The sequence below is a fragment of the Phycisphaerales bacterium genome (assembly GCA_035627955.1).
GTDB lineage: Bacteria > Planctomycetota > Phycisphaerae > Phycisphaerales > UBA1924 > JAEYTB01.
Genome location: DASPKU010000001.1, coordinates 70783 through 83889 on the forward strand (window position 1 = coordinate 70783; position 13107 = coordinate 83889).

At 67.6% G+C, this 13107-nt stretch carries 13 protein-coding genes; 7 read left to right on the plus strand and 6 right to left on the minus strand.

Translation table 11 applies throughout. The features are described 5' to 3' along the window. Nucleotides 1-91 precede the first annotated feature (91 nt). From VD997_00310 to VD997_00325, 4 genes are all read right to left on the minus strand, one after another. A complete protein-coding gene (locus VD997_00310; protein ID HYE60410.1) occupies nucleotides 92-685 on the minus strand; it encodes a hypothetical protein in 594 nt (197 codons plus the stop codon). Between the two features lie 119 nt (nucleotides 686-804). Further along, nucleotides 805-1053, minus strand: coding sequence for a hypothetical protein (locus tag VD997_00315; protein ID HYE60411.1), 249 nt, complete (start codon nucleotides 1051-1053; stop codon nucleotides 805-807). A gap of 191 nt (nucleotides 1054-1244) precedes the next feature. Beyond that, a complete protein-coding gene (locus VD997_00320; GenBank protein ID HYE60412.1) occupies nucleotides 1245-2171 on the minus strand; it encodes a ferritin-like domain-containing protein in 927 nt (308 codons plus the stop codon). Nucleotides 2172-2351: 180 nt separating this feature from the next. Continuing rightward, on the minus strand, nucleotides 2352-2993 hold the full coding sequence (locus VD997_00325) for a hypothetical protein (GenBank protein HYE60413.1): 642 nt from the start codon (nucleotides 2991-2993) through the stop codon (nucleotides 2352-2354). Nucleotides 2994-3037: 44 nt separating this feature from the next. Between VD997_00325 and VD997_00330 the strand changes: the two genes are divergently transcribed. From VD997_00330 to VD997_00355, 6 genes are all read left to right on the plus strand, one after another. Continuing rightward, nucleotides 3038-4306, plus strand: coding sequence for a hypothetical protein (locus VD997_00330; GenBank protein HYE60414.1), 1269 nt, complete (start codon nucleotides 3038-3040; stop codon nucleotides 4304-4306). Between the two features lie 68 nt (nucleotides 4307-4374). Beyond that, nucleotides 4375-5022: a hypothetical protein gene (locus VD997_00335; GenBank protein HYE60415.1), complete on the plus strand. Its 648-nt coding sequence runs from the start codon at nucleotides 4375-4377 to the stop codon at nucleotides 5020-5022. Nucleotides 5023-5046: 24 nt separating this feature from the next. Beyond that, nucleotides 5047-5559, plus strand: a complete 513-nt coding sequence (locus tag VD997_00340) for a hypothetical protein (protein HYE60416.1) — start codon at nucleotides 5047-5049, stop codon at nucleotides 5557-5559. Between the two features lie 43 nt (nucleotides 5560-5602). Beyond that, nucleotides 5603-6019: an SRPBCC family protein gene (locus VD997_00345; protein HYE60417.1), complete on the plus strand. Its 417-nt coding sequence runs from the start codon at nucleotides 5603-5605 to the stop codon at nucleotides 6017-6019. 258 nt (nucleotides 6020-6277) lie between these two features. Continuing rightward, complete coding sequence (locus VD997_00350; GenBank protein HYE60418.1) at nucleotides 6278-6937, plus strand: hypothetical protein; 660 nt, start codon at nucleotides 6278-6280, stop codon at nucleotides 6935-6937. A 167-nt stretch (nucleotides 6938-7104) separates the two neighbouring features. Then, the gene (locus VD997_00355) at nucleotides 7105-8217 is read left to right on the plus strand and encodes a hypothetical protein (protein HYE60419.1); all 1113 of its coding nucleotides are present in this window, start codon (nucleotides 7105-7107) and stop codon (nucleotides 8215-8217) included. Between the two features lie 152 nt (nucleotides 8218-8369). Here the strand turns inward: VD997_00355 and VD997_00360 are convergent, their stop codons facing one another. Then, nucleotides 8370-9071 (minus strand): hypothetical protein, encoded by a 702-nt coding sequence (locus VD997_00360; protein ID HYE60420.1) that lies wholly within the window; start codon nucleotides 9069-9071, stop codon nucleotides 8370-8372. Nucleotides 9072-9753: 682 nt separating this feature from the next. Continuing rightward, complete coding sequence (locus VD997_00365; GenBank protein HYE60421.1) at nucleotides 9754-10863, minus strand: SPFH domain-containing protein; 1110 nt, start codon at nucleotides 10861-10863, stop codon at nucleotides 9754-9756. 384 nt (nucleotides 10864-11247) lie between these two features. Between VD997_00365 and groL the strand changes: the two genes are divergently transcribed. Continuing rightward, complete coding sequence (gene groL, locus VD997_00370) at nucleotides 11248-12999, plus strand: chaperonin GroEL (GenBank protein ID HYE60422.1); 1752 nt, start codon at nucleotides 11248-11250, stop codon at nucleotides 12997-12999. The last annotated feature ends 108 nt before the right edge of the window (nucleotides 13000-13107 follow it).

The window sequence follows — 13107 nt, forward strand, 5'->3', positions numbered from 1 at the left end:
CCTTCCGTGACCGCAAACGCCCGTCCGCCGTTGTGAGTTGTCTGGAGGGCCGGTTGTGTCGCCCGCCAAGGGGCTGCCGTCGGGGCTGCTCTCACCCGCCCCCGGACTGCAGGGCAGCCCGGACCTCATCGCGCCCGCGTACATCAAACGGGCCCGGCCAAACCCGCTCAACCACCCCATCCCGCACCAGCAGCACCAGCGGCACGCCCGGAATCCGCCCGATCGATGACTGCGGGAACTCCCGCACCCCCAGCACGGGCATCGACAGCTCCGCCTCCGCCCCGCTGTCGGCCTTGCCGTCCGTCATCAGGCAAACCGTGCTCACATTGCCCGCCACCGCAGCCGCGCTCAGCTCGACCCAGAACGGCTTCGCCGTCGCGCACGACGTGCACTGGGATGACCCGATCATGACCAGCCGCCGCCCCGGCGCGTCCAGTGGGACCTGCACCTCCCGCCCCGCGCTATCGACGGCCGTGAGCGCCGCCACCCGATCGCCCGCCTTCAGCACCTCCGGCCCTCCCTGGCCGGCCCCCCGCTGCGCCGCATGCTCCGCCGCCGCGAGCTCCGCCCGCAACTCCCTGTTCTGTCGAGACAGCACCACGACGAGCACCGCCAGCCCGACGCACGCTACCAGCAGCACAGCCGTGAAGAAGGGAAACCGACGTGTCCCACTACTCGTGTCCATCAGCTCCTCTCCCTCCGCGACCCCGCGTCTCCGCGAGAAATCACTCGGCGAGAACAAAACCAAGCGGCCGGCCCTTCCGGACCGGCCGCCTCAAGTTCAGCATCAAACCACAGGTCGGATCAGAGCTCCTCGACCGGCGGGTCGTACAGCGGCACGCAGTTCGTCTGCCCCGCGCACCCGGCGTAGCACGAGTTCGAGTACACCACGCCATTGGGGCACAGCACCGGCATGTACACGTCGATGCACAGGCAGGGGTTGACCGGCGGACGCGGCGGACGCGCCGCCGAAGCCGTTGACACACCCACGCCCACCGCCGCCAGCAACCCGGCCACCACCGCCACTTTCCCGACCTGAACGAGCTTGCGCATCACCAGATCTCCTTTGACGCGGCTGCACGACTCACCGCAGGACCAACTGCCCGCGGGCGAACACCGCCCGCGGCACGCGCCAACGTTCTAACGCGCGCGGGCGCGGCGCACAAGGGGTTTGTCGCTCCGGGGTGCGTAATTGGTGGAAAGTGGTAAGGTCCGCAATTGGGGGCAGGCCCCGCCTGCGTCTCTCACAGCGCCATCAGCGCGTCATACCCACCGCTCAGCCCCCGCGGGTAGAACCCGCCCGCGTTCGCCCCCGGCTTCCCAAACACGATGTTCGCCACCTGCCGTGGCTTGCGGGCGAACGCCACGCCGTAGCTGTCGCACGGCACGATGTTCGGCTTGCCCTCAACCTCGATGCCCTGGTCCAGGTCCTCGGGTCCATCGAGCCGGTCGCGCAGCTCCGAGATCTTGTTGGCGTACTCGCGGGCCTCGCTGCCCATGTTGTACAGCAGGGCACGCACCATTCCCATGTGGTACGCCTCCACCGCCAGCACGCCCGCGGCGTTGCCCAGCAGCGTGCGGTCGGTGATGAACGCCGACGCCCCGCGGTACGCAGTGATCCCCGTGTCCTCGAAGAGCATGCCGCCGAGGTAGAACAGCATCTCGTCCTCGAAGGGATCGACGCGGGTGCCGGGGGAGACGATCCCCGCGGCCGCGAACACCGCGCTCATCCCACCGACAAAGTCGATTTCCGGCCGGTCCACGGCCTGCCCGCGCAGGATGCGGTGGTAAAACCGCACGTGCGCCGCCTCGTTGAACGCCAGCTCCTCGGCGTACGCCTGGTGCGTCTCATTGCTGAACCGCACCTTGCGCCCGCCGTTCACTTCGCCCGGCTTACGCCCAATCGGAGCGCCCCGTTCCTGGATGCCCTGCCCGTACGCCCCGCGCGTGTAGTACTCCGCCTCCATGTACTCGAGGTTGAGGGCGAAGTTGAAGATCTCGTCGTCGAGCATGTCCGGCTGCGCGATGGCCTTGTTGTTCGTGTCCGTGCGGCCGGTCTTGGTCTGTGGGGCGGCGCATGCGCCGAGCGCGAGGCCGGCGCCAACAGTCGCGCCGACGGTGCCCAGGGTGGCGAGCAGTTCACGCCGCGAGGGAGAAGGAGTGTGGCTCATGGATGGTCCTCAACTTGAAGTGATGAAAGCGGCGAACAACACAGAATCGCCGCGGCAACCCGCATCCTTCTTGGACCATACCGCGTGCCAGCGACTTTGCTACCTCATGAAGACCGTGCTGATTGCCGCAATGCTGCCGAGGTACATGACACTGCGCTCCGGCGGCCGCTCACCATGCGATCATTCGGGCTTCAGCAGCCCGAGCCGCCGGCGTCTGCGCCGATGAGCGACGAGATGGAGCGGGTAGGTCGCCCACAGGAGCGCGCCCAGGCATGCAGACACGCACAGCAGCGCAAGATCAGAGCTTCCGGATTGGTACGGGTCGTGGGGCCCACGGTAACCGAGGTCGGCGTAGCACTCGGAAGGGTCCTGCACCTCATACCAGACCTGCACGAGCCCGACACGGTTCAGGTCGCTCTTGAGCTGCCGCGCCTTGAACGACGGCACGCGCCCGCCGCCGCGTCCGAACTCGGTGCCGCTGTAGGTGCGGCCCTCGACCTCGAACTCAAACACGCCGTGTACTTCGGTATCCTCGCGAGGACGCCCGCCCCGGCCAGCGATCCAGACTGGACTGATGGTGACGTTGCGGACGCGCGCCATCGTGGTTGAGAACGTCGCGCCCCGCCAGTTTCGCCAGTCACGCCACAACTCTCCACGGGAGTACAGCAGAATCAGGCCGACTATGGCCGCGGCAATCCAGGCGATCGTGATGTGGACGCGTCGCAGGTCGCCCGGCCTGGGCCAGCCGCCGACCCCCGGCACCCATGACACGCGTCGGGGGAGCGCTGAGCGTCGCTGTGGAAGATTGATGCGACGGCCCATCTCGGCATGGTACCGGCGCGTGCGGGGCCGCAATAATCCGCCCCATGGCCAACGCTCCCGGATCGTTCAACAACCGCCGCAATGTCCTCATCGTGGTCGCGCTTATCGCGATTGCGATCATCCTGCTCCTGCTGGTGCGCTGCCGCGGGCAGAAGCCGGTCACGCAGCCGGTGCCCGCACCTGTGACTGGCACAAACAATCCGCCCGGGAAGGCACCCGACATGCCCGCTCCCGCCGCAGCTCCGGCTGAGGTGCTGAGCGCGGCCACGGTGCAGGCCCCGGCGCAGGTCCCCGCTGGTTCGGCGTTCACCGCCTCGTGGACCGGGCCCAACAACAGGGGCGACTTTGTCACCATCGTCGCCGCGACCGCCGCGCCCGCGGCCTACGCCAGTTACAAGGAAACCCAGCACGGCCCCTCGCTCGAACTCACCGCGCCGATCGAACCGGGCAAGTACGAGGTCCGCTACGTCACCGGCCAGAGTAAGACCGTGCTCGCCCGCGCCTCGATCGAGGTGCTCGCGGCCGGTGCAATGCTCGAAGCACCGGCGGAGGTCGGCATCGGCGCCCCGTTCAGCGTTACCTGGGCCGGGCCGAACAACACCGGCGACTTCGTGACCATCGTGCCGACCGGGGCTCCCGACGCCGAGTACGCGTCGTACGCGGAAACGTCCAAGGGCTCGCCCGCGTCGCTCACCGCGCCCGTGAAGGCCGGCGAGTTCGAGGTGCGCTACGTGACCGGCCAGGCGAAGAAGGTGCTCGCCCGGCGCGCGATCAAGGTCATCGAGGCCGCGGTGACGATCACCGCGCCCGAGCGTGCCATCGCGGGCACGACCATCGACGTGACCTGGACAGGCCCCAACAACAAGGGCGACTACATCACGATCGTCGCGTCCGGCACCCCCGACGGCCAGTACGCCAACTACACCGAGACGAGCAAGGGCTCGCCGCTGAAGCTGCTGACGCCGATCATGAAGGGCGCGGCCGAGCTCCGCTACATGACCGGTCAGGGCCGGCGCGTCCTCTCGCGCCGCACCATCGAGATCACGCCCGCGGAGGTGACGCTCTCCGCGCCAGAACGGGCCAATGCCGGCGCAGAGGTCAGCATCACGTGGACCGGCCCCAACAACACCGGCGACTACATCACGATCGTCACCAAGGGCACGCCCGACGGCCAGTACGCCGCGTACACGGAGACCAAGAAGGGCTCGCCCCTGACCGTCAAGGCGCCCGCGAAGGCGGGCGAGGCCGAGGTGCGGTACATGACCGGGCAGGGCAACAAGGTGCTGGCGCGTGCGCCGATCGTGGTCGAATAACGACGCACGAGCCCTTCTTCCAGCAAATCGGCTTGTGCGGCCTCTCCCCAGCCTGCTAGGCTGCCCTCATGCGTATGACCGTCACGCCCATTGCCTGCATTCTGGGTCTTGCGTTTGCGGCCGCGCCGTCGGCAGCCGATGCCACCCTGTTTGACTTCGATGATCTCTCGACCCTCCCCGCCAACGCCGGCATCCCCGCCAACTTCTACGCCGCCCGCGGCCTCACCGACCTCAGCTTCACATCGCCCCAGGTCGGCGTGCACAATGACGGCCGCATGATGCAGGCATGGTCGCTCACCGCACCCGGGAGCGGCTGGGGCATCATGGCCCACGCCAACCTCGCTGGCTGGCTGGCCGACTTCCAGATGACCTTCAGCCAGCCGCAGGTGCTGCTCACGATCGACGCCTTCGAGTCCGTCGGCTTCACCGGGCAGGGCCCGCTCACCGTCCGCGCGTACAACGGCGCGACGCTCGTGGGCTCGGTGAGCTACGCCGTGGACCCCGCGCGGGTCTGGCTGCCCGTGCGGCTGCAGGTGCCGCTGGCCACGCCCTTCACGCGCGTGGTCTTCGACCTTGACAACAACTCCAACCACCCCGACAACCCCAACTTCGGCCCGGTCCTCTTTGACAACCTGATGGTGGACACGGTGCCCGCGCCGGGTGTGTGCGTTGTGCTCGCCGCCGGCGGTCTGCTCGCGACGCGCCGCCGCCGCTGATCGGGCCGGGTACGCTTCGGCCCCATGCCCGCGACCACGGCCCTTGCCCTCTCGCTCCCGGAACTCCAGGTCCTGCTGCAGGCCCTCTCCGCGTCCGCCATCGCGGGATCGCTGATCTACACGGCCGTGCAGTTCAGGAAGCAGCGTCAGGTGCAGTACGTCGCGAACTTCACCAAGCTGGTGGAGATGCAGATGCACCTGCGCGAGATGCGCGTGCGCGAGCCCTCGCTGGCCGAGGTCTACCCGCGCGACATGGTGTGGGCGGCGGGGCTGACCGGCGAGACCCGCGAGCGGGGCATCCGCTCCTACTACTTTAACCTCATGCAGCTCAGCGTGTACGAGATGGTGTGGTTCAGCTGGCGGCAGGGCCAGATCGGCGATGACTACTTCCAGTCCTGGCAGATGCGGATGCACGAGATCGTGGCCGAGGAGAGTTTCAAGGTCATGTGGAACTCGCCCGCGATGAAGTTCATGCACGACGACTTCGCGCGGCACATCCAGCAGATGATCGACACGTGCCCGAAAGGCAAAGACTAGCCACAAAGACACAGAGGCACAGAGGAAGGCAAAGGAGTTGATGATGGGAACCGGGACCGTCCGTCTGCACCGAGTGTTCAAGGCCCCGCGCGAGCGGGTGTACCGCGCGTTCCTCGACGGCGCGGCCCGCGAGAAGTGGCTGCCGCCGCACGGCTTCACCGGGCGGATGCACAGCGACGACCAGAAGGTCGGCGGCCGGTACTCGATGTCGTTCACGAACTTCTCGACGGGCAACTCGCACAAGTTCGGCGGCACGTACACGGAGCTCACGCCACACGAGCGCATCCGGTACACGGACAAGTTCGACACCACCGAGCCTTCGATGATGGGCGAGATGCAGGTCACGGTGACCCTCCGCGAGGTCATGTGCGGGACCGATGTCGAGATCGTGCAGGCCGGCATCCCGCCCGCCATCCCCGCGGAGATGTGCTACCTCGGCTGGCAGGAGTCGCTCAACTAGCTCGCCAACCTCGTTGAGCCCTCGATCCCGGACTGAGGCAGAAACGCATCCACCACCGAGACACAGAGGGGCACAGAGGCGCATAGAGGAAGGCCGAAGGCGGGTTTGAAGAAGAAGCAGGTCAATGGAATGAGTGAGAGACTCTCGAGCTGATCCGATTCACTTCTGATCGCCTTTCTCTGCGCAACCTCCGTGCCCCTCTGTGTCTCTGTGGTGGAAAGATCGGCTCTCGGCAGTCGGTGACGAGGAGTCAGCGCGATGGCCACTATGACGAAGGCGCAGAAGCTCGCAGCCCAGCTCGACAAGCCCGCCACAAAGATGGGCGACATCAAGAAGCTCGGCGCGGAGATCAAGAAGGACCACGCGCTGGCCATGGAGCTATGGGGCACGGGGTTGTTCCACGCGCGGCTCCTGGCAACGCTGATCTTCGACAAGAAGCTGCTCACGCAAGAGGCGATCGACAGGCTCGCCGCCGACCTGCGCTCGCACGAAAACTCCGAGCGCAACAACATCTCCGAGTGGCTGCTCGCCAACCAGCTGATGAAGGACGCCACGCTGACCGCGCTGGTCGAGGGGTGGCAGGACGCGAAGTCGCCCACGCTGCGGCGCCTCTTCTGGTACCACCAGGCCCGCCTCCGCTGGACGGGCCAGGCCCTCAAGAACCCGCCCGCCAACACCGAGGCGCTGGTGGCCGAGCTCGAGAAGACGATGGGCAAGGCCGAGCCCGAGGTGCAGTGGGGGATGAACTTCTGCGCGTGCTGGATCGCGCTGCACGAGGAGAAGTTCCGCCCCCGCGTGCTCAAGCTCGGTGAGAAGCTCGGGCTCTACAAGGACGACCTGGTGCCCAGGAACTGCACGCCCGCGTACCTGCCCGAGTTCGTGCGCGTGGAACTCGCCAAGCGGACGCGGCATGCATGACGCCCGAGCATGGCCGCAGCGGCTGCGCTTGCCCCTCTTCCCGTACTTTCCATTGACAAGGCGGTGCCGTCCCGGGTAGGGTCCCGGTGGAGAGCTCCCGTGTCTGTGCGCGCGGGGCTTCAGCGGTGCGACAGCGAGCCGGCCGGAAGGCCGGCGGAGAGGGAGCCATGTCCGACATGACCAAGCATGCTGGCCCGTTCCGCGCCAGGGCGGCAGCACTCGCCGCGATCGGTTGCGTACTCGGGTGCGCGGTCCCGTCCCACGCCCAGTGGACCGTGACCTTCCTGACCCCCGCGGGTGCGAGCGAGGCGCACGCCCGCGCCGCAGCGGGGCCGCAGCAGGCGGGCTCCGCCGCCTTCGGCGCGGCCCCCCATGCCGGGCTATGGAACGGCACGGCCGCTTCCTGGGTTGACCTCCACCCCGCCGGCGCCCACGCCTCGCAGGCGCACGGCGCCTTCGGCAATCAGCAGGTTGGTTACGCGACCTTTGGCGGTCTGCAAAGCCGCGCCAGCCTGTGGAGCGGCACCGCCGCGTCCTGGGTTGACCTCAGCCCCGCCGGCTCCATCGATTCCGCCGCGACCGCCACGTCGGGCGCGCAGCAGGTGGGCTCTGCCCGCTTCTTCGGCGGACAGCACCACGCCGGGCTCTGGAGCGGCACCGCGGCATCCTGGGTTGACCTCAACCCCATCGACGCCTCGAGTTCTTCCGCGCGCGGCACCTCCGGGACCCAGCAGGTGGGCTACGCGTCCATTTCGGGCGTGGAGCGCGCCAGCCTGTGGAGCGGCACGGCGGCCTCATGGGTGGACCTCTCCCCTGTCGGCGCGACCACGTCCCACGCTTACGGCGTGTCCGGGGGGCAGCAGGTGGGCTTCGCGAGCATTGGCGGCCAGAACCGCGCCGGCCTGTGGAGTGGCTCCGCCGCATCCTGGCTTGACCTCCACCCCGCCACAGCCTCCGACTCTCAGGCCAGCGGCACCGACGGCGTGTACCAGGTGGGCTATGCCTCCATCGCCGGCGCCGCCCACGCCAGCCTGTGGAATGGCACGGCCGCATCATGGGAGGACCTCTCGCTGGCGCTCCCGGGCTCCTGGTTCTACACCCGCGCCGAGGGCGTCTGGAGTGACGGTGCCACCGTGTATGTCACGGGCTACGGCTTCAGCGCCACCACGCTCCGCAATGAGGCCCTGCTCTGGACCCGCCCGGTGCCCGCGCCCGGCGCGGCCGCGCTCCTGGGCCTGGCCGGCCTGATCGCCGCCCGCCGCAAGCGGCGGAAGGACTGACCACCAGCGCGCTGGCCAGAGACGAGGCCCGCTTAGAAACGCGAGGGCGGGGCCGGAGATGGAGCAGGAGAGCGGATTGAACCCGCTCTCGTCAAGTCCACTCCAAGCGCCTTTCTCGGTGCCCTCTGTATGCTCTGTGTTGTAAACCGCCTTTACGCCGCCAGCCTCGCCTCGCCCGCAGCCATGGCCGCCGCGCCCAGCTGCACCGTGAACGGCGCGCACAGCGGCCCCACCGTGCCGCCGCGGCGGGCCTGTACCACGTACTGCACGCGCCCCGCGCCCGCTGGGATCGTCCCGTCGGTGAAGCGCTTGGCGGCGGTCAGGTCCAGCTGCGCGTACTCGCCCCACGCGTTCCAGCCGCCCCCCTGTGCCGGCAGCCGCCGCAGCACCTGGTAAATCGTGCCGTGCGCGTTGTTGGGGTTCTTGCACTTCCACTGGATCGTCAGCGAGCCGTCGCTGTTGAGCTGGGCACGGAACCCGGTGCACTCGCCGGGCGCGGCCATGACGCCGGGAGTGTTGGGCGGGGACAGCTCGGCGGCGCTGTACAGGGCCATGGGGTCGGGCGAGGCGGCGGCGGTGAGGTCGATGATCTCCACGCACCGCGTCATCTGGCGGTTGAGCTCGCGCAGCCGCAGCGCGGCCCGGGCCGCCGCCAGCTTCCACGCCTGCTTGGCCGCGTCCACCGCCGCAAGCGCGTCCTGCGCCTCCTGGGCCGCCGCGGCGTACGACGCGGCGTCCTGCGGGCTGAGCCCCAGCAGCGGCGCGTTGCTCACGAACGGCCCCACGTGCCGCTGCGCGAAGCCCACGGCCTCAGGACGGGGTGAACGGATGATGCGTGGCGTGTGGTTCGACATGATGCACGGAGCATCGGCGTGAGGAGTGGAGGGGTTGAGCCGACGCTGCCGTTTTTGACACGGAGCCCCGCCGGGGCGCTGGACGCGGCCCAAACCGCGCAGAAACGGCCCGGAACGCCGCTCAAATCCCCCGCAACCGCCCGCCCCGCGTGCCCGACGCCGCCGATTCCGTACCGATCCCCCCGCCTCGCCTACGCCCCGCCGGTGATTCCGTACGCCAGCCCCCGCGCCTTGTACGCCGCCGCCCGCGTGGCGTACGCAACGCCCGCGATCCCGTACGCGAAGCCCGGGAAGCCTTACGGAAAAAGTGCCGTCGCGTAACGAACGCGGCGCGCGGCGTACCGGGCGGGCGACATGGCGTAGCACAATCGTGCCACCACCATTCGGCTCTGCGAATGGTGGTGCCCTCGCCTCGAGTCACGCCCAACCATTACCTTTCGCAAAGCCGAAAGGTGATGGCACGATGTTGATGTCACACGCCGCGAAGGTGGTGCCACCTGCCGTAGCGGGGCAGTTCGTAATGGGTGCAATCAATCGCCGCGGGCAGTGGCCCCGTGCCCAGCCCGTGACGCGGCCCGAGGCGCATTGATGGTCTTTCCCGCGACCCACGCCCGACCATCGATTGCGCCGTCCAGAGCGACGGCGAATCGATGGCACCCCGCGGTGATTGATGCCACCCGCCTCAATCGCGCGGCTGTGAGGCCGCGGGGGAGCCGTGGGCGGGAACAACACTGACTGTGCTTCTGGGATCAAGGCGGCGGAGCGCTTCGGCGATCAACTCCGGCGCAAGCCCTCCCGCGTCATTCCCCAGGATAACTGCATTAGGCAGTCGCCCGTCCCACTTCTGCAGCAGTGACAGCAAGAGCTTGTGCGGCGAGTTTTCCTCGGAGGCATCGAAGGCTTCACGGTTCGCCTTGGCCTCAGCGAGCCGAGCCGCCGCGAGTTTGGACTTAGAGTCAAGCTCCAGCGCGTCCGCGTCAGCCTTCTTGGCGATGGTCTCCTTGCGCATGACCTCGGTCTGCTGCTTGGTGGCTTCGGCCATCCGGGCCTGCTGAATGGCCGGATTGATCTTCATGCGGTATCCGAGGGAGTGGATCGAGATGCCGAGCTGCGCAAGCGCGCCTTGTCCCGAAGCGTCGCGGAAGGAGTTGCTCGCTGCGGACATGATCGCTTCGCTGATCTTGGTGGGCGAGGCTTCAAGATCTTGGAGCGAATTGTTCGCCACGACCTCGCGAGTCGCATTCCGGCAGATGTCCGCGATCAGTTTCTCGATCTTAGCAGTGCCGTACTCCGTGCTGGAGCGGCCGAACTCGCGGACAAATGCGTGGACGGTGTGTTGATCTTTGACGAGGTGGTAGCTCGTTTCAAGAACGATCGAGACCGGGACACGGTCCTTCGATTGCACTTCGATACTTTCCTGGAAGAGTGCCGCGACTTCCGCCTTGCCGGCGATCACATTCTTGTCTGTGATCAGCAGGAACTGAAGCGTGGCCGGATAGCGACGGATCTGGTTGAAGTAGGGCCAGTAGAAGTAGATGCCCGGAGGCAAAGGACCATCAATGACCTTGCCGAAGTTGGTGACCATCACCAGTTCGTCTGCGTGAACTGCGGTGTACGCAATCCCGGCCACAGTCGCGGCTAGCGAGATGGTCGAAACGGCCACGACCTTGCCCACCGTCGTCAGAAAGACCGCTCGACCCACTGCGGCGAGGAATCGAATCACCCGCCGCTTCTTCGTGGTCTTGGCAACATGGACCGGGTTGGCTTGGGACGGTGTGGTCGCAGCGGTCATGCGGGGTGCTCCAAATGTTTGTATTACACGAGGTCTCCCCAGGGTTATTCGGGGCAAAGTCCACTTGGATTCGGAAAACACCTGCCACATCGGCAGCCTCATCCCCTGCCCGGCGTTCGGCTGGCAGGGGCGGGGGGGATGGGCGGCGGGGTGGGGGGTTCTAAGTGGTTGCGGGCGGGGTGGTTGGGGTGGGGGGCGTGAGTGGCACTCCGGTTGCCATAGGGTTGGCCAGACCCGTGGGCTGTCGGTGCCGACCGGCTGGACGCGGGGAATACCGGTCGGGAGACCGGTGGGACCAAGAACACCGGTCGGGAGACCGGTGCCACCAAAGGCAGGACTTAGGACCCAGGACCCAGGACTGGTTTTTCGAGGAGCTTCGATCCCATGGCAGCCAAAGAACTCGTGTTTGATGTCGATGCGCGTCAGTCCCTTCTCGCGGGCGTGGAGAAGCTGGCCCGGGCGGTGAAGGCGACGCTGGGGCCGCGGGGGCGGAACGCGGTGCTGGATAAGAGCTGGGGCGGGCCGACGGTGACCAAGGACGGGGTGAGCGTCGCCGAGGAGATCGAGCTCAAGAACAAGGCGGAGAACATGGGGGCGCTCCTCGTCAAGGAGGCCGCCAGCAAGACGAGTGACGCCGCGGGCGACGGGACCACGACGGCGACGGTGCTGGCCGAGGCGCTGTTCCGCGAGGGGCTGCGGCACATCGCGGCGGGCGTGGACGCCAACGCCCTGATCCGCGGGATGAAAGCGGCGGTGGAGACCGCGGCCGCGACGATCGACTCGCTGGCGACGCCGGTCAAGGGCAAGGCGGACATCCAGAACGTGGCGACCATCTCGGCCAACAACGACGCCGCGATCGGCAAGATCATGGCCGACGCGTTCGAGAAGGTGGGCAAGGACGGCGTGATCACGGTGGAGGAGGGCAAGAGCCTGGACACCATCGTGGACGTCGTGGAGGGCATGCAGTTCGACCGCGGCTACCTGTCGCCCAACTTCGTGACCGACCCCGACGCGATGAAGTGCGTGTTCGAGAAGTGCCTGGTGCTGGTGCACGAGGACAAGATCGATTCCATCACCAAGCTCGTGCCCGTGCTCGAGAAGGTGATGGCGACAAAGAAGCCGCTGCTCATTATCGCGGAAGAGGTGAGCGGTGAGGCGCTGGCGACGCTGGTGATCAACAAGCTTCGCGGCACGCTGCAGGTGTGCGCGGTGAAGGCCCCGGGCTACGGCGACCGCCGCAAGGCCATGCTGGAGGACATCGCGATCCTGACCGGCGCGACGGCCGTGATGAAGGACCTGGGCCTGGAGCTCGACAAGGTCGAGATCAGCCACCTGGGCTTGGCCAAGCGGATCGAGGTGGACGCCGAGAACACGACGGTGATCGAGGGCGCGGGCGACACCAAGGCCATCCAGGCGCGGATCCAGCAGATCCGCAATGAGATCGAGGGCGCGACCAGCGACTACGACCGCGAGAAGCTGCAGGAGCGGCTGGCGAAGCTCGCCGGCGGCGTGGCCGTCGTCAAGGTCGGCGCGGCCAGCGAGGCGGAGCTCAAGGAAAAGAAGGCCCGCATCGAGGATGCGTTGCACGCGACGCGGGCGGCCGTGGCCGAGGGGATTGTGCCCGGCGGCGGTGTGTCGTTCATCCGGGCGCGGAAGGCGCTGGAGAACCTGAAGGACTACTCGCGCGTGTTCGGCAAGGAGGGCACGGGCGATGACAAGAGCTCTGACGAGGTCGGGCGGAACAAGTTCGACTACGCCGCGGGCATCCGCACTGTGGTGACGGCCCTGAGCGTGCCGCTGCACACCATTGCGGAGAACGCGGGGGCCAAGGGCAGCGTGGTCGTTAACAAGGTGATGGAGGGCGGCACGGGCAAGAACTCGGCCAACTTCGGCTACAACGCGCTCACCGGCGAGTACGGCGACCTGGTGGCGATGGGCGTGATCACGCCCGCGAAGGTGGACCGCATGGCCCTCCAGAACGCGGCCAGCGTGGCGACGGTGCTGCTCGCCGCGGACTGCATCATCACCAGCAAGCCCGAGGAGAAGGACGCGGGTCATTCCCACGGCGGCGGTGGCGGCATGCCGGGCATGGGCGGCATGGGCGGGATGGGTGGCATGGGGGGCATGGGCTTCTAAGAGAAAGTGGCGGAGTGGCAAAGTGGCGAAGTGGCAAAGTGAAAAGGCCCTTCGCTTCCTGACCCCACTTTGCCACTCAGCCACTTTGCCACTTGTTCAGCCTTTGAC

Bases quoted from the DNA above. Each gene is read 5' to 3' on its own strand.
- VD997_00310 (HYE60410.1), bottom strand. From the start codon at position 685: ATGGACACGAGTAGTGGGACACGTCGGTTTCCCTTCTTCACGGCTGTG.
- VD997_00315 (HYE60411.1), bottom strand. From the start codon at position 1,053: ATGCGCAAGCTCGTTCAGGTCGGGAAAGTGGCGGTGGTGGCCGGGTTG.
- VD997_00320 (HYE60412.1), bottom strand. From the start codon at position 2,171: ATGAGCCACACTCCTTCTCCCTCGCGGCGTGAACTGCTCGCCACCCTG.
- VD997_00325 (HYE60413.1), bottom strand. From the start codon at position 2,993: ATGGGCCGTCGCATCAATCTTCCACAGCGACGCTCAGCGCTCCCCCGA.
- VD997_00330 (HYE60414.1), top strand. From the start codon at position 3,038: ATGGCCAACGCTCCCGGATCGTTCAACAACCGCCGCAATGTCCTCATC.
- VD997_00335 (HYE60415.1), top strand. From the start codon at position 4,375: ATGCGTATGACCGTCACGCCCATTGCCTGCATTCTGGGTCTTGCGTTT.
- VD997_00340 (HYE60416.1), top strand. From the start codon at position 5,047: ATGCCCGCGACCACGGCCCTTGCCCTCTCGCTCCCGGAACTCCAGGTC.
- VD997_00345 (HYE60417.1), top strand. From the start codon at position 5,603: ATGGGAACCGGGACCGTCCGTCTGCACCGAGTGTTCAAGGCCCCGCGC.
- VD997_00350 (HYE60418.1), top strand. From the start codon at position 6,278: ATGGCCACTATGACGAAGGCGCAGAAGCTCGCAGCCCAGCTCGACAAG.
- VD997_00355 (HYE60419.1), top strand. From the start codon at position 7,105: ATGTCCGACATGACCAAGCATGCTGGCCCGTTCCGCGCCAGGGCGGCA.
- VD997_00360 (HYE60420.1), bottom strand. From the start codon at position 9,071: ATGTCGAACCACACGCCACGCATCATCCGTTCACCCCGTCCTGAGGCC.
- VD997_00365 (HYE60421.1), bottom strand. From the start codon at position 10,863: ATGACCGCTGCGACCACACCGTCCCAAGCCAACCCGGTCCATGTTGCC.
- groL (HYE60422.1), top strand. From the start codon at position 11,248: ATGGCAGCCAAAGAACTCGTGTTTGATGTCGATGCGCGTCAGTCCCTT.